This is a genomic window from Synechococcus lacustris str. Tous, assembly GCF_003011125.1.
GTDB lineage: Bacteria > Cyanobacteriota > Cyanobacteriia > PCC-6307 > Cyanobiaceae > Synechococcus_D > Synechococcus_D lacustris.
Genome location: NZ_PXVC01000032.1, coordinates 1 through 22782 on the forward strand (window position 1 = coordinate 1; position 22782 = coordinate 22782).

The 22782-nt window shown below is 54.8% G+C and carries 22 protein-coding genes; 12 read left to right on the forward strand and 10 right to left on the reverse strand.

The window, feature by feature from the left end; genetic code table 11:
- Positions 1 to 23 precede the first annotated feature (23 nt).
- A complete protein-coding gene (gene smc, locus C7K08_RS08040; protein WP_106500141.1) occupies positions 24 to 3608 on the reverse strand; it encodes a chromosome segregation protein SMC in 3585 nt (1194 codons plus the stop codon).
- Positions 3609 to 3711: 103 nt separating this feature from the next.
- Here smc and C7K08_RS08045 point away from each other — a divergent pair, with 103 nt between their 5' ends.
- On the forward strand, positions 3712 to 4134 hold the full coding sequence (locus C7K08_RS08045) for a glycine zipper domain-containing protein (RefSeq protein ID WP_106500142.1): 423 nt from the start codon (positions 3712 to 3714) through the stop codon (positions 4132 to 4134).
- A 5-nt stretch (positions 4135 to 4139) separates the two neighbouring features.
- The gene (locus C7K08_RS08050; protein ID WP_106500124.1) at positions 4140 to 4514 is read left to right on the forward strand and encodes a phage holin family protein; all 375 of its coding nucleotides are present in this window, start codon (positions 4140 to 4142) and stop codon (positions 4512 to 4514) included.
- Here C7K08_RS08050 and C7K08_RS08055 read toward each other — a convergent pair.
- The 3 genes from C7K08_RS08055 to C7K08_RS08070 all read right to left on the reverse strand — a co-directional run bounded on the left by C7K08_RS08055 (position 4511) and on the right by C7K08_RS08070 (position 6801).
- Positions 4511 to 5683, reverse strand: coding sequence for a THUMP domain-containing class I SAM-dependent RNA methyltransferase (locus tag C7K08_RS08055; protein ID WP_106500143.1), 1173 nt, complete (start codon positions 5681 to 5683; stop codon positions 4511 to 4513). The two genes, C7K08_RS08050 and C7K08_RS08055, sit on opposite strands and share 4 nt — an antisense overlap.
- A 373-nt stretch (positions 5684 to 6056) precedes the next feature.
- Entirely contained in the window at positions 6057 to 6335 is a 279-nt protein-coding gene (locus tag C7K08_RS08065) for a DUF427 domain-containing protein (RefSeq protein WP_106500125.1), read from the reverse strand.
- 88 nt (positions 6336 to 6423) lie between these two features.
- Positions 6424 to 6801 (reverse strand): thioredoxin domain-containing protein, encoded by a 378-nt coding sequence (locus C7K08_RS08070; protein ID WP_106500126.1) that lies wholly within the window; start codon positions 6799 to 6801, stop codon positions 6424 to 6426.
- A 113-nt stretch (positions 6802 to 6914) separates the two neighbouring features.
- Between C7K08_RS08070 and C7K08_RS08075 the strand changes: the two genes are divergently transcribed.
- The 6 genes from C7K08_RS08075 to C7K08_RS08100 are packed head-to-tail and all read left to right on the forward strand — an operon-like array spanning position 6915 to position 12104.
- Positions 6915 to 7844 carry a DnaJ C-terminal domain-containing protein gene (locus tag C7K08_RS08075; protein ID WP_106500127.1) on the forward strand — a complete coding sequence of 310 codons (930 nt, stop codon included), beginning with the start codon at positions 6915 to 6917 and terminating at the stop codon, positions 7842 to 7844.
- Positions 7845 to 7882: 38 nt separating this feature from the next.
- Positions 7883 to 8971 (forward strand): ligand-gated ion channel, encoded by a 1089-nt coding sequence (locus C7K08_RS08080; RefSeq protein WP_106500128.1) that lies wholly within the window; start codon positions 7883 to 7885, stop codon positions 8969 to 8971.
- 26 nt (positions 8972 to 8997) lie between these two features.
- Positions 8998 to 9999: a porphobilinogen synthase gene (hemB, locus tag C7K08_RS08085; protein ID WP_106500129.1), complete on the forward strand. Its 1002-nt coding sequence runs from the start codon at positions 8998 to 9000 to the stop codon at positions 9997 to 9999.
- Positions 9981 to 10211, forward strand: a complete 231-nt coding sequence (locus C7K08_RS08090) for a hypothetical protein (protein WP_106500130.1) — start codon at positions 9981 to 9983, stop codon at positions 10209 to 10211. Before hemB ends, C7K08_RS08090 begins: the two co-directional genes overlap by 19 nt.
- 4 nt (positions 10212 to 10215) lie before the next feature.
- Complete coding sequence (locus C7K08_RS08095) at positions 10216 to 10422, forward strand: hypothetical protein (protein ID WP_106500131.1); 207 nt, start codon at positions 10216 to 10218, stop codon at positions 10420 to 10422.
- The gene (locus C7K08_RS08100) at positions 10419 to 12104 is read left to right on the forward strand and encodes a TolC family protein (protein ID WP_106500132.1); all 1686 of its coding nucleotides are present in this window, start codon (positions 10419 to 10421) and stop codon (positions 12102 to 12104) included. The genes C7K08_RS08095 and C7K08_RS08100 overlap by 4 nt, the downstream gene beginning before the upstream one ends.
- Here C7K08_RS08100 and C7K08_RS15875 read toward each other — a convergent pair.
- Both C7K08_RS15875 and C7K08_RS08110 read right to left on the reverse strand, forming a co-directional pair.
- On the reverse strand, positions 12058 to 12249 hold the full coding sequence (locus tag C7K08_RS15875) for a hypothetical protein (RefSeq protein ID WP_106500133.1): 192 nt from the start codon (positions 12247 to 12249) through the stop codon (positions 12058 to 12060). The genes C7K08_RS08100 and C7K08_RS15875 overlap by 47 nt on opposite strands.
- Positions 12249 to 13547 (reverse strand): NHLP bacteriocin system secretion protein, encoded by a 1299-nt coding sequence (locus C7K08_RS08110; RefSeq protein ID WP_241537147.1) that lies wholly within the window; start codon positions 13545 to 13547, stop codon positions 12249 to 12251. The genes C7K08_RS15875 and C7K08_RS08110 overlap by 1 nt, the downstream gene beginning before the upstream one ends.
- A 44-nt stretch (positions 13548 to 13591) precedes the next feature.
- Between C7K08_RS08110 and C7K08_RS08115 the strand changes: the two genes are divergently transcribed.
- The 3 genes from C7K08_RS08115 to C7K08_RS08125 are packed head-to-tail and all read left to right on the forward strand — an operon-like array spanning position 13592 to position 17257.
- Entirely contained in the window at positions 13592 to 13981 is a 390-nt protein-coding gene (locus C7K08_RS08115) for a VOC family protein (RefSeq protein WP_106500134.1), read from the forward strand.
- Positions 13965 to 16376, forward strand: a complete 2412-nt coding sequence (locus tag C7K08_RS08120; protein WP_106500135.1) for an endonuclease MutS2 — start codon at positions 13965 to 13967, stop codon at positions 16374 to 16376. The genes C7K08_RS08115 and C7K08_RS08120 overlap by 17 nt, the downstream gene beginning before the upstream one ends.
- Before the next feature lie 8 nt (positions 16377 to 16384).
- Positions 16385 to 17257: a cation diffusion facilitator family transporter gene (locus tag C7K08_RS08125; protein WP_241537148.1), complete on the forward strand. Its 873-nt coding sequence runs from the start codon at positions 16385 to 16387 to the stop codon at positions 17255 to 17257.
- Here the strand turns inward: C7K08_RS08125 and C7K08_RS08130 are convergent.
- Positions 17240 to 18409, reverse strand: coding sequence for an ABC transporter ATP-binding protein (locus C7K08_RS08130; RefSeq protein WP_106500137.1), 1170 nt, complete (start codon positions 18407 to 18409; stop codon positions 17240 to 17242). The genes C7K08_RS08125 and C7K08_RS08130 overlap by 18 nt on opposite strands.
- Before the next feature lie 49 nt (positions 18410 to 18458).
- Here C7K08_RS08130 and obgE point away from each other — a divergent pair, with 49 nt between their 5' ends.
- Positions 18459 to 19457, forward strand: a complete 999-nt coding sequence (gene obgE / locus C7K08_RS08135) for a GTPase ObgE (RefSeq protein ID WP_106500138.1) — start codon at positions 18459 to 18461, stop codon at positions 19455 to 19457.
- A gap of 20 nt (positions 19458 to 19477) precedes the next feature.
- Here the strand turns inward: obgE and C7K08_RS08140 are convergent, their stop codons facing one another.
- The 3 genes from C7K08_RS08140 to C7K08_RS08150 form a co-directional block, all read right to left on the reverse strand.
- Positions 19478 to 20293: an inositol monophosphatase family protein gene (locus C7K08_RS08140; protein WP_106500139.1), complete on the reverse strand. Its 816-nt coding sequence runs from the start codon at positions 20291 to 20293 to the stop codon at positions 19478 to 19480.
- Positions 20286 to 21677, reverse strand: coding sequence for a BCD family MFS transporter (locus C7K08_RS08145; protein ID WP_106500140.1), 1392 nt, complete (start codon positions 21675 to 21677; stop codon positions 20286 to 20288). Before C7K08_RS08145 ends, C7K08_RS08140 begins: the two co-directional genes overlap by 8 nt.
- Positions 21678 to 21688: 11 nt before the next feature.
- Positions 21689 to 22782, reverse strand: a 1094-nt coding sequence (locus C7K08_RS08150) for a TolC family protein (protein ID WP_133165186.1), incomplete at its 5' end; no start/stop codon positions are given.

Consider the following 22782-nt stretch of genomic DNA (forward strand, 5'->3'; position numbering starts at 1 on the left):
TTATTGTGGCGCAGGATTGGCCATCAGGCTGCAGAGGGTAAACCCACCACCTGGGTGTGGGCGCCGCGGGCTTGGGTAACACCAATGGTGCGGGTGCTTGCCGCAATCATTGGGCGCCGGTGGCTAACTACCAAAAATTGAGCAGCATCGGCCTGGGAAGAAATCAAACTGGCAAGTCTTTCCACATTCACGCCATCAAGGAAGCTGTCAACCTCATCAAGGGCATAGAAAGGCGATGGGCGGAAACGTTGCAGGGCAAACAAAAAGCTAAGCGCCGTGAGCGATTTCTCACCCCCCGACATGGATGCCAAGCGACGCACCGCTTTGCCCTTGGGATGGGCCACAAGCGTGAGTCCCCCCTCGAGGGGATCCTGGTCATTTTCCAATTGCAGCTGACCCTCCCCCTCGGAAAGACCAGCAAATATCTCGCGGAAATGGCCATCAACGGCCCGAAAAGCCTCCATAAATGCCTCCTGGCGCAGGGTGGCAACGGTTTCCACCCTCAACAGCAATTCCAACCGCTCGCTGGCCAGCACAGCCAAGCGTTCCGCTAATTCGGCTAAACGGGTTTCCAGCTGCTCCAACTCCTCCAGGGCCAACATGTTCACGGGCTCCAGGGCTTCCATCCGTTGCTGCACAACCCGCAACTGCTCCTGCAATAGCTCCAAGCCGGCTTGCCGCACCTCCTCTGGCAATTCCGGCAGGGGCTCAGGCAGGGCAAGTTCAAGTTGCTGCAGGCGTAAAGCAAGGTTGCGCTGCTCTTCCATCAGTGCCTGCAGCTGTTCACCCAGCCGTTCCAATTCCCACTGGTGCTGCTGCTGTTGTTGGCGCTGGCCAGCCAGATGGGCTTCCGCTTGATCACGGGCGCGGCGCTGCTCGCCAAAACGGGTTTGCAATGTTTGCTGCTCGGCTTCTAGGCCTTGGCGGCGGCTTTGATCTGCCAATTGCTGCTGGCGTAATTCCTGAACCTCTGCCGTGAGTGCGGTGGCGGCCGCTTGGATCCGCTGTTCATTGCTAACCAATGCCTCCAGTTGACTTTGCAAACGCGCCAACACCAGGCTGGATTCCCTTTGGCTTGCTTCCAGGCCATCTTTATGGTTTCTGGCAAGGCTTAGGGCAACATCTGCAGCTTCTAGTTCCTGTTGCAATACCCGCCATCTGGCTCCGTCTTGCTGTTCACCGGCACTGGCCTCAGCCACCTCAATCGAAAGCCTTTCCCGCTCTAATGGCTCGATTGCAATGGTTAGTTTTTGGAGTTTTTCACTGTCGCTAACGAGGCTGGCTTGCAGCTGCTCAAAGCGTTGGCGGGATTGCGCTTCACGGTTTAGTTGGGGGCCATGGGCCCTTTGGGCTGCGGCTAATTCCGCCTCAAGGGCCGCCTGTTGGGAGCGTTGGTTGCCAAGGGAGGTTTGAAGCGCTTCCAGGCTTGTGGCTAGCTGCTGTTCTTTGCGGCGACAGGCCACCAAGGTTTCACCCAATTCCATTAGGCGCCGCCTAAGTGGTTCGGCCTCATCACCTTCATTGGCGCGGCCGAAACTTAAGGAACCGCTGCGCTGCTGTTGGCTACCACCGGTGATCGCACCACTGCGCTCCAATAATTCGCCATCGAGGGTAACGATGCGATTGCGGCCTAATTCACGGCGGGCCGATTCCAGATCTTGATAAACAAGGGTTTCTCCAAATACATAGCGAAACACCTCCCCATAAACCGGCTCAAAATGCAACAGCTCTAGGGCAAGGCCAAGGCACCCACTGGCCTGGGTGGATGAAGAGGCGGCTGAAAAATTGGAGCCGGCGCGAATTTTATTGAGGGGTAGAAAAGTAAGCCGCCCGGCTCGCCGTTGCTTCAGCAGCTCAATCGCCCTAGCGGCGATGCGATCGTTATCAACCACCACCTGGCTGAGCCGGCCACCGGCGGCCACCTCAAGGGCAAGGCGAAAACGTTCTTCCACCTCTGCCAACTGGGCAACGGGCCCATGGATGCCCTCCAAACCAGCCTCTAGCAATACCCGCAGGGCGCCGGTGCCACGGCTTTCTTGCAGGGTTTCACGGCGGCTGTCTTGGCGGGCAATTTCACGCTCCAGCTGCTGTTGTTCCTGCTCGAGCCGTTGGCGGGTGCGCTGCTGCAGGGAAAGGGCTTCCGCCAACTCCTGGATGGAGCTGCGCTCTGTTTTGCCCCCTTGCAACACCTGTTGCAGTTGGCTTTGCAATTGCTGCAATTGCTGCTGGGCAACGCTTGCCCCTTCCTGCTCCTGGCCAAGTTGTTGCTCCAACTCCTGCAACCGCTCCCGATCGTGGCGGCAACGTTCATCGAGTTGCAACTGCTCCGCCTGCAGGGGAGTTAGTTGGGCCACCAGCTCCTGGCGGCGGCGGCTGAGCTGCTGTTGCGCCTCAAGCCAGCTACCTGAACGACCAGCCACCTCCCCTAGGCGGCGGCGGGATAATTCCACGGCGGCTTCAGCGGTGAGGCATTGCTGTTGGGCTTGTTCACGCATTTCATGCTGATCGCTGGCTTCCAGTCGGCGCTGTTGATCGAGCAGGGCGCCCCGCTCCTGCAATAGCTGATGGCGTTGTTGCTGAATTTGAGCTGATTCCTGTTGATGCCGTTCAACCCGCCTTTGCCTTTCCCTTGCGGCTGCCTCCAATTCAGCAAGCTGGCCTTGCACTGCCAAAAGCTGGTCTTCACCAAGGGATTTCACCTCCTGCTGCAATTGTTCCAGGGCCGCTGCGGCCTTGTGGATTTCCGTTTCACCCCGCTGAATAGCCTCCTGCTCTTGGCCTTGACGCTGCTCTAGGTGCTGCTGTTGCTGTGCCAACTGCTGCAGCTGCTGGCGGGAATGTTCCACCTGCAGCACCTGTTCCTGCTGGCGTCCCAACTGCAATTTGAACCTTAGTTCTTGATATAAACGCGCCCTTTGGCAATCCCGCTCAAGGCGGGTGCGGGATGCCTGCAGTTCACCTTCAACGATGCGGCAACGGTCTTCCCTTTCCTGCACCTCGGCCAATTTGGCGCGGGCTTGGTCTATGCGGCTATCAAATAGGGCTACCCCGGCCAATTCATCGATGATGCCGCGGCGATCCTTAGCGCTCATCGAAACTATCCGGGTTACATCCCCCTGCATCACCACATTGCTGCCATCGGGGTCAACCCGCAGGCGCCTCAATTGAGTTTGCAGCTGTTGCAAATTGCAGCTGATGCCATCGGCGCTGTAGCTACTGCTGTAGGTGCCACCGGCGGCCACCCTGAGGCGGCGGGTAACGGTCCATTCCTGTTGACCAGGTTTTATCCAAGGGCCCTCAGCTGGGGCCTCGAGGCCGGCCTCAGCTTCATCGGGTTGCCAACCGGCCAGATCAAAACGCACAGACACTGCAGCCTCAGCCGCTTTGCCTTCGCGCATAACACCGTTATTGATTAAATCCGGCAGCCTTTCGGCTCGCATGCCGCGGCTATTGGCTAAACCCAAACAAAAAAGAATTCCATCTAAAATATTGCTTTTACCTGAACCATTGGGGCCCGTTACCACTGTGAATCCAGTGTTTAGGGGAATGGTTACGGAACCACCAAAAGACTTAAAATGGGTGAGGCTTACCTGATTGATATAAACCAACAGGAAAGCGGCGGCTAAGCCCCGAAGCAAGGTTGCAGCGACCGTAGCTCAATTTGCCAGCTGCACAAGGGGTAGCCTGTAAACAAATTGGTTGCCCATGGCTATGGACAGTTCAAATCCAACCAGTTCCGTTGGCCAAGTTGGCGAACTTTTCAGGGAGCGCTTTGCTGAATTATTGCCTGTAATCCAAAAGCAATGGCCCCAGATCACCCAAGACACCCTTACTAGTACCCGTGGCAGTTTTGATGAGGTGGTGCTGTTGATCTCTGATCAAACCGGCCGCACCGCCACTGTTATTCAAGAGCAACTGCTGGGATTCCTTGAAGTTGCGAGCGATCAAGGCCGCCGTTTAGGCGACAGCCTGCAACCGCTGGAGGAACAACTTGAGCAATTACTTGATGATTTGAATGCAAACCTACGACCCAAAATAGAGCAACCGGTTAGGGAGCGCCCCCTACTGGCATTGGGTTTAGCCGCTGGGGTGGGACTTTTGGCCGGCCTGCTTCTAAGCGGCCGTAGGCGCTAATCGCCATGGCTGATTCAACTCCCCGCAGCACCAGCTCCAGGCTGGCTTCATTGGTTACATCGGTGATGGATCTGCATGTGCGCATTGCACTGCAGGAAGCGGATCGCGAAAAAAGACGTTTAATTGTTGGCGCTTTATTGATCGGCACTGCGCTTGTGTTACTCAGCGGTGCTTTGTTGGTGGTCCATGGCGCTGCGCTGCTGTGGCTGGTGCAGGAGTGGCAGTGGAGCTGGCTGGCAGCTTTTTTAATTGTTGGTGCCGTTGACTTGGTGCTGGCTGGCCTGTTGCTGCGCCTTGGCGGGCAATTGCTTAAGGGGCCTTACCTACCGCAAACAACTGCTGGCATCAGCCGCACCACCCGCACCTTGCTGGGCCGTTAACGGATTTCGTAGTTGAGCCAGCGGCAATCGATGCCGCCATTACTAATGGGAATCCGGCGGCGGGCCTTTAGCCGCATCGCTGCAGTGCTGGCGGGATCACCACTCAATAACCACAACTGCCAACCAGAGCAGCGTTGCTTCAGCATCTGGCCGAGATCAAAAAAAAGCTGCTCAAGGTTTTCTTCATTACCTAAACGCACGCCATAGGGGGGATTGCACACAATTAGCCCCGCTTGCTGGGGTGGTTGAAAATCACGAAAATCAGCCAGTTCAAATTGCAGCCATGGGGAAACACCAGCTGCAGCGGCATTTTGCTTTGCTTGCTCCACCACTGCGGCGTTGTTGTCGAAACCGAAAATTGGCGCCATGGGGCTGCCATCAATCAGCTTGCTGCGCCCTAGGGCCGTGGCAACTGCCAGCTCATCACGCCATAGCAAGGCTTCAAAATCAGGCCAGCGTTGCAGGGCAAACCGGCCGGCTTGGGCTAACTCAAGGCCAGGGGCCCGGCCTAGGGCCATGGCAGCTGCCTCAATCAAAAGGGTGCCCGAACCGCATAGGGGATCCACAAGGGGCAGCGAACCATCCCAACCGGTGAGGGCAATCAAACCAGCGGCCAGGTTTTCCTTAAGGGGAGCAAGGCCCATGGCGGGCCGATAGCCGCGACGGTGCAAACTTTCGCCGCTGCCATCTAGATAAAGGCTTGCATCTGCTCCACCTAGGTGCAGGTGCAACACCAAATCCGGGTTATCCAGCTCAATGCTGGAGCGTTCACCCCAATGCTCACGCTGCCAATCAACCAGGGCATTTTTTACAGCTAAGGCGCTGTAGTGGCTGTGGCTTAAACCCGGCATACTGCCAGTTGCCTCCACGCGAAAGCTGCGGCTGGGGGGCAACCAGTGGTGCCAATCGGCAGCAGCTTGCACGCCACTATGCAGCTGCTCACGGTTTCGACAGGGGAAATGGGATAGCTCCCTTAAAAAACGAAAAGGCAAGCGGGCTTGGAGATGAACGCGATAGAAACCGGCTTGGTTAGTGCGAAAACGCACGGCACGATGGAGCGTTTTTACGGCAGTGCAGGCCAAGGCAGTGAGTTCAGCCGCAGCTGCTAGCTCAAGGCCGGGGGGCACCACTGCTATGCAGCTGTATTCAGCTCCTTCCACTACTGCCATAGCTGCTGCCACAATGATGGGGTTCGGTTTCGATCGAACTAGGTGATCCACACCAGTGCTTCGGACAGCGGTTCGATTCCGCTCAGCTCCATTTCCCCCTATTGCAAGGGGCTGCAATGGTTTCGACGGGGCATCAGGCGGATGACTGAAGCCTGCTCGGTGAGAGCAAAACCGTAACAGCGAACAACATCGTTCGTTTCTCCCGTCAAGCCGCCCCCGTGGCCGCCTGACCCTTAGGGGAGATGGGGTGAAGTTAGCCTTATCAACCAAATAACTCATTGGGCCTGGAAGGGCCCTTTAAAGATTATTTAATGCCTTTAAAAGAATTTATTAACTGAATTAGTACAACATTTAATTTATTACTGTTGTAAAATTAATTCACAACAACCCCTTTCCAAAAAGCAACTCTTCCCTTGATCTGCTTTGCTGCTTCTTTTGGATTTGCATAAAACCAAGCAGCATTTTCATTTACCTTGCCATCAACATTAATGTTGTAATAGCTGGCAGTTCCCTTCCAGCCACATTCAGTTGTGTGACTGGAAGGCTCAAAATAAACCTGGTCAAGGTCTTCTAATGGGAAATAAGCATTACCATCAACCATCACAATGTTGTTGCTGCTGGCAATAACCTTGCCATTCCATTGGGCTTGCATGCAGAGATGGGCAATTTGCAAAAATATAACAGGGTGGCGTTTAAATGAGTAAATCTAGATTAGTTAAATAATCACACCCAGCTGAATGTTATAGCTCTGCCCAGCTGCGTAGTTCCTTGAGATTCATCACGCCCTCTTTGCGTTTTTCACCCAGAGTCCAGGTGGGGAAGGCTTTTATTCCTGCTTTTTTACAGCGTTCGCGGCCGGCGTCTTCTTTATCGCATTCCACATAGGGCAATTCCCGGCCTGCTTCTGTGCCAAAAAGATTTTTTTGATGGAAGCAGTGGGTGCACCACCAGGCACCATAAAAAATTGCCCCCGCCTGCTTTAGGGCCTTTGCAAATTTCAACTGCTCCGCCGTAGATGGGCTAACTGCATCGCCTAAATTGCCTGCCCTAGCGGGCATTTCAAGGGGCGCTACCCACAAGTAAGCAAGCAGGGGTAAAGCCCAGCCAAAACGAGCCATCCTCTTAGGGCAATTGCCTGCAGATTAGGCGAATAGGCCAGCGTTCGGGCTTCCGCCTCCCTTGCTTAGCCAAAAGCTGAGACACTGGGGCAAATGGATTTTGCAGGTTGGTGATGGCAGGGGGTGGTTACCGCGACTATTTCAAGGTGCTTGAACTGGAGCGGGGGGCTGATGCTGATGCCGTAAAAAAGGCCTTTAGACGCCTTGCGCGGCAATATCACCCGGATGTGAACCCTGGAGATGCCAGCGCAGAAGCTCGCTTTAAAGAAATAAGTGAAGCCTATGAAGTGCTTTCAGATCCGGAAAAACGCCAACGCTATGAACAATTTGGCCAATATTGGAACCAGGCCGGTGCGGCGCCAGGAGCTGGTTTTGATGTGGATTTCGGCCGTTACGGCAATTTTGATGATTTCATCAACGACCTCCTGGGCAGGTTTGGAGGCCCAGCCGGTTTTGGCATGGGTGGATTCCCTGGGGCTGGCTCAACCCCTAGCCCAAACCTTGATGCTTCCGCCAACCTAAAAGTTAGTTTTGCGGAAGCATTTCGCGGCTGCGAACGCAGCTTGCAGGTGAATCAAGAGAAAGTTCAGGTGCGCATACCAGCAGGAGTACGCACTGGCAGCAGGCTACGGCTAAAAGGAAAAGGCAACCTGCAACCCAGCAGTGGCCGCAGGGGCGATCTCTACCTCAATATCCAATTAGACAACCATCCAGTGTGGGAACTTGAGGGGGATTTAATGCGCGCTGATCTCCCCCTAAGCCCAGAAGAAGCGATTCTTGGTGGTGAATTAATTGTGCCCACCCCCGATGGGGAGGCGCTGATAACAGTGCCGGCTGGCATCAATAGCGGCCGCAGCCTGCGCTTAAAAGGAAAAGGCTGGCCCCTGCGCCAAGGTAGGGGCGACTTACTGCTCACTATTCAAGTTCAAATCCCATCAGAACTAAACCCGGAAGAGAAGCGAATCTATGAACAGTTGCGCCAGCTGCGCCAAAGCCTGAAGTTAAATCCAAGGGATCAACTGGTGGCAAATGGTGTTTTGTGATATTATTGAATTATAAATAGCCTGGGAAGCGGATTAAAATGGGTATTAAAAAAGTTTTTATTTTATTTTTTATTGGCGTATTCTTCAGTTTTAGCCTTGGCTTAGGGCTTCAACACCACAGCTTTGCCGCAGCCCCTAGGCAAACAGAATCCGATTTAGCTGTTAGACCATTAGATCCCAAGCGAGATATCGAAATTGGCATGCATATTGAAAATATTTACAATTTATCCCTGAAAGATAAAACATTTAACGCTGAGGGTTGGTTTTGGCTGAAGTGGCCGGAAGCGGTGCAGGAAATAATTACCAAAAACAAAATACCTATTCTAGAAATTGTTGAATTAGTGAATCAAGTGGAAACCTGGGATTCCAATATTCAATTAGATAGCAATGAACCAGAACTTCAGGCTGATGGAAATAGGTTGCAACTGGTGCGTTTTTCAGCGAAATTTTACGACGACGCTCAGAATCTCAAGCGCTTTCCCTTTGAGTACCTTGAATTACCGATCACGGTTGAAACCAGGCCCACCATATTTTCAATGGCCGATCAAGCAATCAGCCTCTATCCAAAACTTGGCACCAGAGGGGTTTTAGGCCAATATGCAGGCCTTAATGGCTTTGAGCTGCAGGGTTCATCTTTAACTAAATCAATTTATGCTTATAGCACTAACTTTGGTGAAAGCAATGGCGAAAAGGGAGCTGAATTTAGCCGAGTTGATTACACCGTGAACTACGCAACGGAATTTTGGCCCTCTTTTTACCAATATATAATGCCCTGGCTTGCTGTGATGGCAATGTTAATTTTAGCGCCCAACCTTGAGGGTAAATTCACGGAATTGCGATTAGCGATTCCTTCCACCGCCCTTTTAACCCTGGTGTTTTTGCAACTTGGCACAAGCTCAGATTTGCCAAAACTCAGCTATATCACCTTCATCGATCAGCTCTATCTGTTTGGATATATTGCTTCTATAGTTCTTTTCGCCCTATTTGTTTGGGGCAGCAATTTATACGAAACTGCTCCAGCAGAACAGCAGCAAACTGTTATGTTAAAAATAAATCGAATAGATCTTATCTACCAAATCAGTGCTATTGCTGGCAGTGGTTTAATCGCCGTTTCCGCCTCTCTCTAGGATTCCCCCTAGTCAGGTTTTATGCCATGGAACTTTCCTACCGTCCCCGCCGGCTCCGGCGCACCCCTGCCCTGCGGGCAATGGTGCGGGAAACCCAGCTAAGCCCCGCTGATTTCATCTATCCCCTTTTTGTGCACGAAGGGGCAACCAATGAAGCGATCGGCGCCATGCCCGGCTGCCAGCGCTGGAGTTTGGATGGCTTAATCCATGAGGTGGGTAGAGCTTGGGAATTAGGCATCCGCTGTGTGGTGTTATTTCCCAAGGTGGCCGATGGCCTTAAAACTGAAGATGGCAGTGAATCCTTCAATGCTGGCGGCCTTATCCCCAGGGCAATCAAACGCATAAAGGAAGTGCATCCCGCCATGACGGTGATGACCGATGTTGCCCTCGATCCCTATTCCTGCGATGGCCACGACGGCATTGTTAGCCAAGAGGGAATTGTGCTAAACGATGAAACCGTTGAAATTCTCTGCCGCCAGGCGGTTACCCAAGCCATGGCCGGTGCCGATCTGATTGGCCCCAGCGACATGATGGATGGCCGGGTGGGGGCGATTCGTGAAGCCCTAGATGCTGAGGGTTTTGAACATGTGGGCATCATTAGTTACACCGCTAAATACGCCTCCGCTTACTACGGCCCCTTCCGCGAAGCCCTGGATTCAGCCCCGCGGAGCACCACAGCCAAGCCGATCCCAACTAATAAATCCACCTACCAAATGGATCCCGCCAATGGCCGGGAAGCCCTTACCGAAGCACTGCTGGATGAACAGGAGGGTGCCGATATCTTGATGGTGAAGCCAGGCATGGCCTACCTAGACATCGTTCATAGGTTGCGGGCAGAAACCGAACTACCAATCGCTGCCTACAACGTAAGTGGGGAATACGCCATGGTTAAAGCCGCCGCCGAACGCGGTTGGATCGATGAAAAAGCCGTGGTGCTTGAAACTTTGCTTTGTTTCAAGCGGGCCGGTGCTGATTTAATCCTCACTTATCACGCCTGCGACGCAGCAACATGGCTCCGCCAAGGCTGATCTTTTTTGTTGGTTGGGTTTATGCCCCCTGGGGGGCTGCTGCCACCTGCGCACTGATCGCTATGCGCCTGCTTTTTATCGACCAGTTCAGTGAACACAGCCATGGCTGGGGCTTGATCGGTAATGGCGCCATCTGCTTCAGCATTGGTTGTGTTTGCAAGGTGTCTTGGGGGTTAGCCAAGCTCAGCAAAGCCGCCCCCCAGCAACGTTGATGCCATGAACCGCCAGGTGCTGCGTTTACTTGTGAGCCTCCCCTGGGTAGCGGCCCTTGTGGTGTTGCTGGCGGTTGTGAAATTGGCTGACCAGCGCAGCAAAGTGCATTGGGGGCTGCTGGGCAGCGGCCTGATTTGCTTCAGCATCGGCTGCTTAGCTCGCACCAGCTTGGGTTTACACAACCTGCGCTCAGCTGAGGATCAAAAGTGACCGCAGCCATCCTGGTGGCGGCAAGCCTTGGCTTGGCAATGGTGGGGCCATTAGCGCAAATACAAGCAAAAGCCCCTGCAGCTTCTGCTGCCCTATTGCGTCAACTAGGGCAGCTAGAGCGGGAATTAGGCCAGCTAGATAGGGCCCTTGGGGAAATACCAAACAGCAAAGAAACCAGCCTTGCCTCCTTAGCTGATGCCCCGTCTGGCAGTTTGTTAGCGCCAGCCAATTCAGCCATACCAAATCAAGCCGATGCACTAACGATTCGCCAGGAATTGCACCTCACCCTGGCCCAAGCACAAGAACTGGCTTTGATAAATGATTTAGCCCTAAAGGAACGCCAAGCCCAAATAAACGAAAGCCAAGGGTATGTGCAAAGTGCCAAGGGTTTATTTGCACCAACCATCGGCTTTCGGGCCCGAGGTGGTTACAGCCAACAAAGCCAATATAATTTCGCTCCCCAAAACAACTTTTCGCTTTATCCCGAATACAGCAGCGTTAGCCAAGCAAATGGCAGCAGCATCAAAACCTATGCCCCCAGTGCCAGCTTTCGAGTTACAAGCGATGGCTGGAATGCACTCACCACTGGTTTTGCTGATATTTCGGCTGGCCTACGGCTTGATTACAACCTTTTAGATCTCAGCCGTGGTCCCACCCTGGCGGCAAGGCAAGCCCAACGCCAAGAAGCGATCGCTCGCTATGGCGATCAACTGCGGGCCACCCAATTAGCGGTGAGCAGCAGCTTTTACAGATTGCAACTAGCTCAACAGTTGGTGCGGATTCGCGAAGCGGTGCTCGCAAACGACCTGGTGATCCAAAGCCAGGTAAAGGCCCTTAAGCAGGCAGGCCTAGTGCCCCGGCTTGATCAATACCGCATCGAAGCCCGTAGCCAGGAGGGCAAACGACGCCTGTTGCAAGCAATGGCTGATCGCCGCAGCAGCCAGCGGGAACTTTCCAACCTGCTCAACGTTGCCTTCAACACCACCATCAGCGCCGCCGGGCCCATCAATCTGCAACCCCCCTGGCCCCTCAGCCTCGAAAACACCCTGGTGCAGGGCTTCTATCAAAATCCCCAGTTGCTAGCCCTGAAAGCAGCGCGGGATGCCCTTTTGCGCCAAGCCGATAGTCAAGCTGCCCAGCTGCTGCCAAACCTGGGCCTATTTGCGGAAGGGGGCTACGGCCAAAACAACATCAGCAACTTTGGCGTAAAACTTCAGGGTTGTTGCGCTGCCACCCACATCCCCATAGTGCAAAACCAACAGGCAGATTGGGCCGCAGGCTTGCGATTCAATTGGCGGCTTTTTGATGGTGGTGTAACCAGCGGCCAGGTGGCCGCCAGCCGCGCCGCAGCTGAACGGTTGAGCCTTGCCAGCGCAAGGGAACGCAATCGCATTCGCCAAGAATTGGAAAGCGCATTTTTTTACTACGAAGCTTCTTTAGCGCAAGTAGTGGCTGCTCGGTATGGCTACCGCGCCGCCAGGGAAGCCCTGCGGGATGCCAGGGCCCGCTATGGGGTGGGCCTTGCCGATTACAGCGATGTGAGCGACAGCCTGCGGCAATTAACTGTGGCCATGGAAGCAAAAGCAGAAGCAATTACCCAGGCAAACCTCAGCTATGCCCGCTTGCTGCGGGAACTTAGCCCTCCCCTGAATCAACTTGATTCGCTTGCCACCAACAATTAATCCCACGCCAAATTAATAACAAAACCAGCAATACAAACCAAAACCACAACTCCGGGGCGTTGGCATGGAGCAGCACCACTAAAAGCACAGCAGCTAACGCCAACCAAGGCAATTCCCGCCGCAATGGTGTGTGGAACCAATTCATCAGAGTTCCTCTGGATTTTGACGCAGATTTGAACGATCCCAACGCAATTGCCGCAGGGTGCGATAGCTACCGGTGAGATTGCGCAACACCGGCACTAAATAACTAATCGGCGGCCGCCATTCCACATAACTATGGGCCGTGAGGGTAAGCCCTTCCCTAAGCGGAAACACCCTGCTGCCGGCGGAAAGGGTCCAGCGGTAGCCATCTTTTGTGGCAGGGTTGCGACTCAACAACAATTCAGCCCGCATTACGGGGCCATCCTTCACCAATTCCCGGGCCAACTGGGGATTACCAAGGGTTGTATTCACGTCTTCCTCAGTGGCAGGCAGCAAATTCACCCTTTCAACCTCCGCTTCTACGCCGCCAAAGCGGCCCCGCTGCTGCCAATCAGGCACTAATTCCAAAGGCAAGCCCCGCCGCAAACGCCTGGCATCGGCGGGGGAGAAATAAGCCACCGCCCGCAGGGGCAGGGGCCGTAGGCCCTGGAGCGTGCCGAGCCTTTGGCCGGCCTTCACCGTTTGACCGCGCACCACCTGCACGTCCAAAACCCTGCCATCCCTATTTGCTTTTAGGGTGCCTTCAAAAGCAAGCCGGTGCTGGGTTACTCGAATCGTGCGGCGCAAATCGTTGATGCGGTAATCGCGCTGCTGCTGTTCACTATCGATCTCAAGTTTGATCTTTTGATATTGATCCTGGGCAGCCCGCTCCTGAATGCGCAAATCAGCAATATTTACTGCTAATTGGGTGGAACGATCCTCTGTGCTCACTACAGGAGCAGCTAATGGTGCAACCACCTCCCGGGCAGCTAGGTAGCGATAATCGGCAAGTTTTTGGTCGTAAGTAGTTTTCAACTGGCGCAAATTGGCAGCATCGCTTTGCAACTTCACCAGGGCGGTGTTTTTAAGGTTTTGGGCTGCCCTTAAGCGGCTGCCATCCCGGCGGTTGAGGTTTGCGTTGATCGCAATCAGCTCTGCTAAATCACGGTTTTGACGCTGCAATTCCTGCTCCAAGGCAGGTAGATAGATCCTCAGCAGCGGTTGCCCCCTTCGCACCAATTGACCTTGCTCCATGAATAAATCAAGGATCTGGCCGGCTGCCCTGGCATCCAGCAAGGTGGCATCACCTGGCACGGTTAACACCCCGCGGCCAACAACTTCCGTGGGCACAGGCCACAGCAGCACCCAAGCGGCAGTTAGGGCTGCCATCCCAGTGAGGGAAAGCGCCACAGGGCGATAGCCAGGGGCATCAAACACCAAAAAAGCAGGCCACTTAACTTGCAGTTTGCCTGGAATCACCACTAGGCACCATTGGCCTCAACAATGGGAGTAATCGCATCATTGCCATGGGAGTGGAAAGGCTGGGCCATGTGGCCATTCGAGTGGCTGACATGGCTAGGGCTAAGCACTTTTACCAACAATTAGGGATGCGTTTGGTGTGGGATGCCCCCGACTGGGCCTACCTGATGGCAGGCGCCGACGGCTTAGCCCTACTAGGGCCCAGCTACAAAGCAGCTGGGCCCCATTTTGCTTTTCATTTTGAAGATCGCCCCGAATTGAATTCCCTGCACGCAGAACTGCAATCGGCAGGCCATAGCTGTGGGCCCATCCATGACCATCGCGATGGCACCGCCAGCTTCTACCTCCAAGACCCGGAAGGCAACTGGCTCGAAATGCTCTACGAGCCCCCCGGTGGCATCCCCAGCAACCTGGAAAGGGATGCCAAGCACGCTTGATATCGAAGCAGAAGCACTCCAATTACTGGAGTGGGGCAGGCTCGGCCAACAATTGGCCCAATTCGCCGGCAGCGTATTGGGGCGGAAATTATGCGAGGCCATCCCCCTTGCCCCCAACCTTGAAGAGGCGCGGCGGCGCCTGGAGGAAACCGCTGAAATACTTGGCCTAGACGGCCTTTTAGAGGGTGGACTCAGTTTTGTTGGCGTTGCAGACACAACTGACACAGTGCAGTTATGCGCCAAAGGCGGCTGCAGTGATGGTGAAGCCCTACTGCAATTAGCAAACACCCTTGCTGCCGCCAGGCGCCTGCGGCGTCAAATCGATGATCCCCTGCTCAGGCCAGTTAGCACCGCATTGCTGGTGGGCTTGCGCACCCTGCCGGAATTGGAACAACAGTTGCGTTTTGCCCTAGAGGAGGGCGGTCGCGTGGCGGATCGCGCCAGTTCAGCCCTAGAAGCACTGCGGCGTCAATTGGCAGCCCAACGGCTCGAGCGGCAGCGGCGCCTCCAGGAATTAATCCGCCGCTGGGCAGCTCAATTGCAAGACAACGTGGTTTCGCAACGCCACAACAGACCGGTGCTTGCCGTGAAGGCCAGCGCCGTTGGTCAAATCCAGGGCCAGGTGCACGACAGCTCTGCCTCCGGCAGCACCCTATTTATTGAACCCCAAGCGGTGGTGGCCCTTGGCAACCGCATCGCCGAGCTGGAAGGGCAAGAAAGGCAGGAAGAGCGGCGCGTGTTGCTAAACCTCAGCAAAGCGGTGGGGGCTGAAGCCGATGGCCTCGCGGCCCTTCAAAACTGCCTGGCCCGGTTGGATCTCGCCCTTGCAAGAGCCCGCTACAGCGCCTGGCTTGGGGCGGTGAAACCAGAACTTGGCAGCCAGCATTGGCAGCTATTGGAATTACGTCATCCCCTACTGGTGTGGCAGGAGCGGCAGGAGGGGGGTGCGCCTGTGGTGCCGGTGAGTTTGCAGATCGAGCCCAATTTGCGGGTGGTTGCCATCACAGGCCCCAACACCGGCGGAAAAACCGTAACGCTTAAAAGCCTTGGCCTAGCAACACTTATGGCTAGGGCGGGGCTGTTTTTACCCTGCCAAGGCACTGCAAAATTGCCCTGGTGTGCGGCGGTATTAGCTGATATCGGCGATGAACAATCGCTTCAGCAAAACCTTTCCACCTTCAGCGGCCATGTGAAACGCATTGCCAGAATCCTTACTGCTATCACCAATCTGCAATCGGCAGCTAACGGTGGCCTAGCTCCGGCCCTAGTGCTGCTAGATGAGGTGGGCGCTGGCACCGATCCCAGTGAAGGCAGTGCCTTAGCCACCGCCCTACTGCAACAGCTGGCGGCAACGGTGCAGTTATCGGTTGCCACCACCCATTTCGGTGAATTAAAGGCGCTCAAATACAACGACCCCCGCTTTGAAAATGCCTCGGTTGAATTCAATGAAGCCAGCCTTAGGCCCACCTACAGGTTGCTTTGGGGTATTCCGGGGAGAAGCAACGCCCTAGCGGTAGCGAGGCGATTGGGCTTGCCTGAGCCGGTGCTGCAGGCAGCTGAAACCATGCTTGAAAACCAAGGTGCCAGCTCAGTTAATAGCGTTATCTTTGGCCTTGAAGAGCAAAGGCAAAGGCAACAGGAGGCCGCTGAAGAAGCAGCCGCCCTTTTGATGCGGGCAGAACTGTTGCACGAGGAACTGCAACAACGCTGGCAGCAACAACAACAAATCAAAATCGAGCAACAGGGCCTGGCCCGCGACCAACTGGTGGGATCGATTCGCGAAGGCCAAAAAGAGGTGCGGCAATTAATTAAACGGCTGCGCCGTGGTGATGCCGGCGGAGAGGATGCCCGCCAAGCGGGCCAGAGGTTGAAAGTTTTAGAAGCGGCTCACCGCGGCCAAATCGCCCCCCCACCAGTAAAGGGCTGGCTGCCCCAGGTGGGGGATAGAGTGCGCTTGCTAAGCCTTGGTAAAGCAGCTGAGGTGCTGGCCATTGGCGATGGCGGCAACAGCCTGCAATTGCGCTGCGGTGTGTTGCGACTCACGGTGCCCCTTGATGGCATCGAAGGTTTGCACGGTGAAAAGCCAGTGGCACCACCTCCAGCTCCAGCTGCAACTCCAGCAAGAGTTGTTAAGTCAAGCGCTGCCAGCAGCAGCCCGCGCACCAGCAACAACAGCGTTGATGTGCGCGGCATGCGGGTGCATGAGGCGGAAGCAGTGGTGGAAGAACACCTGCGCCGATGCCGCGGCACCCTTTGGGTGGTGCATGGCGTTGGCACCGGTCGCTTAAAGCGTGGCCTACGCAGCTGGCTGGAGGGGCTCAATTACGTGGACAAAGTTTGTGATGCCAACCAAGATGAAGGCGGACCAGGATGCAGCGTTGTTTGGCTGCGTTAACCCCACCATTGGCTCATCCCCACGAAATCCAACACGAACATCGGGATGGCAATCCCGCCGCTTTCCGCTGGAGTGTGCTCCTAAACAGTGGCCTTTCAGGGTTGCAGTTAGCCATTGGCATCGGCTTTGGCTCCCTTGCCCTGATCGGTGATGCCTTGCATAACCTCGGCGATGTGGCGGGTTTGTTGCTCGGTTGGGGCGCCGAACAATTAAGTGCAAGGCCCGCCAGCAAACAATTCACCTATGGCTTTGGCCGCAGTACCCAGCTGGCTGCCATGGCCAATGCGGCACTGATCTTGATGGCCTCCGCTGTGGTGATTGTGGAGGGGCTCCAGCGCTTAGCAAAACCGGTGGAAGTTACAGCGGGCCCGGTGGCGGTGGCCGCCTTCATCGGCATCCTTGTAAATCTTGGCTCCGCCCGCTTATTTGGCCATAACCACGGCCACGACTTAAATAAAAAAGCCGCAGTATTCCATCTGTTAACCGATGCCGCCGTTAGCGCAGCGGTTCTTGTGAGTGCCCTTTTGGTTCAATTCACCGGCATCCATTGGTTGGATCCCTTCACCGGAATCTTGGTTGGCTTGGCAGTGGCCTGGACCGGTTGGAAACTGCTGCGTCAATCCGTGGTAGTTGCCCTAGATGGGGTGCCCCCAGGCATAAATATGGAAGCAGTTGAAACCACCCTGGCATCCCTACCTGGGGTGGTGAACGTGCATCACATCCATGTTTGGGGCATGAGCACATCCCAAACCGCCCTCACCGCCCATCTACTCAGGAATCCCCAAGCCGTTAACGATATGGAATTAATCCACCAGGCCAAGCAAGCCCTGGCTGAACTCGGCATCGCCCACTCAACCCTGCAACTAGAGAACCTGCCCTAGGGCAAGCCCATCTGCATCAAACAAGCTCCAGCCGCTGGCATCCACCTCCAGGTGAATAACTTGCCCCAATTGCAAAGCCGCCGCCGGCAGGGCCCTGAACTGCACTTTTTCGCCACTTTCCTGCAGCAGCGCCGCCACCAGCACTTCATTACCTAGGGCTTCAATCTGTTCCACCTCCGCTGGCAGATTGCGGTTGGTGGCAGGGGCAAGCCGCAATTTTTCCGGGCGTAAACCAGCCGTAAGTTGTTTCCCTAAATGGTTATGCAGCAATCCGGCCGCCGCTGGCTCCAGGGTTATGCGGCGCCCCCCCAAGAGCACCTGCTCTGCTGAAACCACTTCAACCTTGAGCAGGTTCATGGGCGGTGAGCCAATGAATTGAGCCACAAATAAATTTGATGGTTTTTGATACAACTCCATGGGGGTGCCGAGCTGTTGCAAACAGCCGCCATTGAGAACGGCAATGCGATGGCCCATGGTCATCGCTTCCACTTGATCATGGGTTACATACACGGTGGTAACCCCAAGGGAACGCTGCAAATCAACGATTTGGCGCCGGGTGTCACCCCGCAATTTTGCATCCAGATTGCTGAGCGGTTCATCCATCAAAAACACAGCCGGTTCCCGGGCAATCGCCCTACCAAGCGCCACCCTTTGCTTTTGACCACCAGATAATTCTTTTGGTAAGCGATCCAGCAATGGGCCGAGGTTGAGCATTTCCGCCACGTGCTGCACCTGCTTTGTGATGGCTTGCTCCCTGGGCGAATGCACAAATGCAGTGTTGCGGGCCAACCAATCCCGCAGCTGTTGCTGCCAACCACGGTGACCGCTGCGCCTTAGCCCAAAGGCAATGTTTTGCGCCACCGATAGGTGGGGATACAGGGCATAGCTCTGAAACACCATTGCCACGTCCCTGCGGGAAGGGGGCAGGTTGGTTACGGTGCGCCCGCCCACCAACACCTCCCCTGCGCTTGGGGTTTCCAAACCGGCCAACAGGCGCAACAAGGTGCTCTTGCCGCAACCGGAGGGGCCCACAAGTACTAAAAATTCACCGTCTTTAATCTTTAAATCAATTCCGCGTAAAACCTCAACCGCAGCAGCACCACGGCGGGGGGGATATTGCTTGCGCAGGTTTTGAAATTCAACCTCAGCCAAATGGGCAGGGCGAGATGTTCAACTTTAATGGGGGATTGGCTAAGGCATTTTGCAGTTCATCGACCAGGCCAAGATCGCCGTTAAGGCCGGCCGGGGGGGCGATGGCATCGCTGCTTTTCGCCGGGAGAAATATGTGCCAGCCGGGGGTCCCTCAGGCGGTGATGGCGGCTGGGGTGGTGATGTGGTGATGGTGGCGGATAGCAATCTGCAAACCCTGCTTGATTTCAAATACAAACGTTTGTTTGAAGCAAATGATGGCCGCAGGGGAGGGCCGAACAAATCCACCGGAGCCAGTGCAAACGACCTTGAGATCAAAGTGCCCTGCGGCACTGAAGTGCGTGAGTTACCAAGCGGCATGTTGCTTGGCGATTTGGTGGATGAGGGGGAAAAACTGATAATCGCCAAGGGTGGCAAGGGGGGGCTGGGCAATGCCCATTACCTGAGCAACCGCAACCGGGCCCCGGAGAAGTTCACAGAGGGCAAAGAGGGCGAGCAAAGAGAATTGCAATTAGAACTAAAACTTTTAGCTGAAGTGGGTTTAGTGGGCATGCCAAATGCCGGCAAAAGTACCCTTATTTCAGTGTTATCAAGTGCCAGGCCAAAAATTGCCGATTATCCCTTCACTACGCTGGTGCCAAACCTTGGCGTGGTGCGACGTCCCAGCGGCGATGGCACAGTATTTGCCGATATCCCTGGCTTAATTGCAGGGGCGGCCAGGGGGGCTGGGCTTGGCCATGATTTCCTACGGCACATCGAACGCACAAAGTTATTGATTCATTTAGTTGATTGCTCAACCAATGATCCCCAAGCTGATGCAATTACACTATTAAATGAATTACAGGCCTATGGCCATGGATTACCAGAGCGGCCCAGGATCACAGTGCTAAGTAAAAGCGAATTAATAGATGCGGAACAGCAAAAAGAAATTCAAACAAGCCTGGAAACAGCTCTACAACAAAAGGTTGCCTTGATTTCAGCCGCCACCGGATATGGCCTCACCAGCTTGCTGCAGGCGGTGTGGCTAGAGCTTGGCATTGAAAATCCCTAACTGGGAAATTGATTGATTAATCAAACCAACTGATTGGCCCAGGGCATGAATCGCTCCAATTGCTCTTGATTACAGGCCGCCAGGGTTGGATAGCTGGCATCAGCTTCTGCAGATCCCTTGGTTAAAGGGAAAGGCGGTGCTGCCATTGAGCGCAGGGGGCACTGCAATTCCTGCAGCATCAGCCACACCGCAGCGATGTCCCACACCTTTGGCGTAGCTTCCAAGGCCGCGAGCATCGTGCCTAAACCAACCCCAAGCAGATTGAGGCTTGCCACACCAAGCATGCGGGTTTTAGCTGGAAATGGTTGCTTAAGGCTGCCTAAAACCTTGATTGAACGGGTGCAAAGGCTGGCGCAACTGCAGCCGTGGCGCGGGCCACCGGGGCTAGCCAAGGAAACCCCATCGCGCCACACCCCCTTGCCCTTGATGGCAACAAAGCGTTGACGCAAGGGCGGCACATCCAAAATTGCCGCCACGGGTTGACCGCCAGCAAAACGGGCCATGGAAATTGCCCAAATCGGCAAACCCACGGAGAAATTTGTAGTGCCATCAAGGGGATCCACCACCCAGTAACAATCTTCCGCAGGCACCACGGTGCTGCCTTCTTCACTCAAAAGGCCATCGCCGGGATAAATCCGAGCAAGGCCAGCGGCCAAGGTGCTGTCACTCCATTGATCACAGGCGGTAACGAGGCTGCCATCGGCTTTAAGGGCACTGCTGATCTGGCCGAAATCCTCCCGCTGGCGATCAGCCACCAGATCAACCAATTCAAAGAGGGCTTGCCACTGGTGATCAACAGGGAAAGTGTTTTGGGGCGAGGGGGGCAGCTCAGGCATCAAGGTCTAGGGCAAGTAAATCGCCAAGGGCCCGTTGCACCCTTTGCTGGAATAAGGCGGTGTCAACTCGTAAAAGCAGGATTCCCGCCAGCAACAAACCAAAGGCCTGCAGCAGGAACACACTGGCATAGGCGCCGTAGCTGTTTTGATTGCCAAAGAAACCGCCAAACAAACTAAGTAATCCACCGCCTGCAACGGTTGCAAACCCCCGGGCATAGGCCTGGGCTAATCCCCACAGGCCGATAAAGGTGCCCGCCAGTTGGGGGGAGGTGAGGCCAAGCATCAAGGTGAGGCAAGCATTTGTGCCAACACCTGCTCCGTAGCCAAATAGAACAAGGGCAAATTTAAAAAGCGCCACCGATTGCAACAGGCCAGAGGCTGCAATTGCCACTAGAAAAACAGCCGAAACAACCCCACCGATGAGGGCGGTGCGTTGGGGGCCAAGCCTTGGCACCAAGAGAAACCCGGTGCTGGCAATACCCACCAAGGTACCCATGCCCCAGAGGGCATTTAGCCTGGTGGTATCACATACGGTCATATTGAAAACGGCGCCGCCATAGGGCTCAAGTACGGCTTCCTGCAGAAATAAGCTGAAGGTAAATAAACACAGCACACAAAAGAAATAGGCCACTTGTGGGTCGGCCCGCAGCAATTTAATCGAATCACTAAAACCCAACTCTTGGATCTTGCGTGAGATCGCAGTTGCTGGTTTTGGGCCATTGGTAAGCGAGGGTTCAACCCCGATTACGGCAACTAAAATCAAGCCAAAAATAACAATTGGCGCTACTACCGTGAGCTCGCGAACCGCAGAGATCACCAGGCTTAAATCGGTGCTGGCGCAGGCACTACCTAAAAAGCGACTGGCAAAAATTGCACCCACAACAATGCCAACCGTGAGCATCGACCACACCACCGACACCAGGGCGGGCCGTTCCCGTTCATTGGTGACATCAACCAAAAGGGCAGCAAAAGGGGTGGAACTGGCGGAGATGGCTGTGCCATAGAGAAGAAAAACCAAGGCCAGCACAAGCGAGCGCGTTAGCACCGCGGCGCTATCGCCTGCCTGGGCTGCGGCCGCCACCCACAGCACTGTGCTGCCGGCAAGCCAAAACAAAAGGCAAAAAGCTGCTGCACCGCCAAGGATGAATGGGGTGCGGCGTAAACCACCGAGCCGGCACTGATCAGAGCGCTTGCCAAACCACACCCGCGTAAAAGCAACCAATTGCTGGCAACCCAAGGCAAGGGCCGTTAACACAGCCGGCACCTGGAAATCATCAATCAATAAACGATTAAATATCCCCAGGGTGAGCACTGCCAGGGCACCTAAACAGGCCTGAAATAAACCAAGCCTGAGGGCTAAAAACAGCAAGCGGGAAGAGGGCAAGATTTTCGAAGCTATTTGGGTGCCGCTTGAATTAGGCAAGGGGAATTGGTAGGCACTGGAATAACAGGTACGTCTGTGATTGGATCCCTTGTGGGCTTAGTGGGTAATTGGGCTGGGGTGCAGCGCAGCACCCGATCAAGGCCGGTGCGCCGTTGCAATTGGGCCACATTTGTGTTGTATCTACCAATGGCGTTGGAATATTCAACCTCTGCGGTGGTGGCATCCCGCTGGCTATCAACAACATTGCGTTGGGTGCCAACCCCAGCTTGGAAGCGCAAACGGGCCAGGCGTAGGGATTCGCGGGTGGATAGAACTTGCCTTGATGTGGTGATTAAATTGCGGATCTGAGCCTGCAGAGAAAAATAGGCCTGCTCAACTTCATAGCGAATTGCATCCCTTTGACTTGAAAATTTATAGGTGTTTTCGGTTGCGAGTTGGCGCTGCTGGCGGGCCTGGGCTGCTGATCTACCGCCATCAAATATGTTCCATTTGAGATTGAGGCCTACTGTTTCACGCAACTGCTCAACAACCAAACCCATATTGGCAGGGCCATCAACGTTTGCCTCGCCAAAGGTTTTATCCCAACCAGATGTACTGAAAATACTTAAAAATGGTTGAACATTACCAAGGGCACTATTGGCGTTGGAGTTGGCAATAGAAACATCAAGGATCAAATTACTGAGCTCCTCGCGGAAGGCATAGGCCGCCACAATGCTCTCTTGCAAGGATGGTTGCCACACCCCTAGCAGGGTTGAAGGATCAGCGGCAGTGGGCGTTATGTTTTGGGGAAGGTCAAGCAAGCGAGCTAGGTCTCTGCGGGTTACAGACTGCTGCAATAAACCCTGGGTGAGTTTTTGTTGATCGCGGGCCAGCTGGGTTTCGGCCTCCATCACATCAAGCTTGGTGGCAACACCCGCCTGCAGGCGCGCCCTGGCATCGCGCAAATTAACAGAGGAGGATTGCACCGCAGATTTACCAATCCGCACTTGATCATCGGCATTTTGCAACAAGAAATAGGCAGTTGCTGCCTGCAGGCGCAATTCACGCAGAGTAATTAGATACTGATTTTTAGCTTTTTCAAACTGGTCTCTGGCGGCAGCAATCT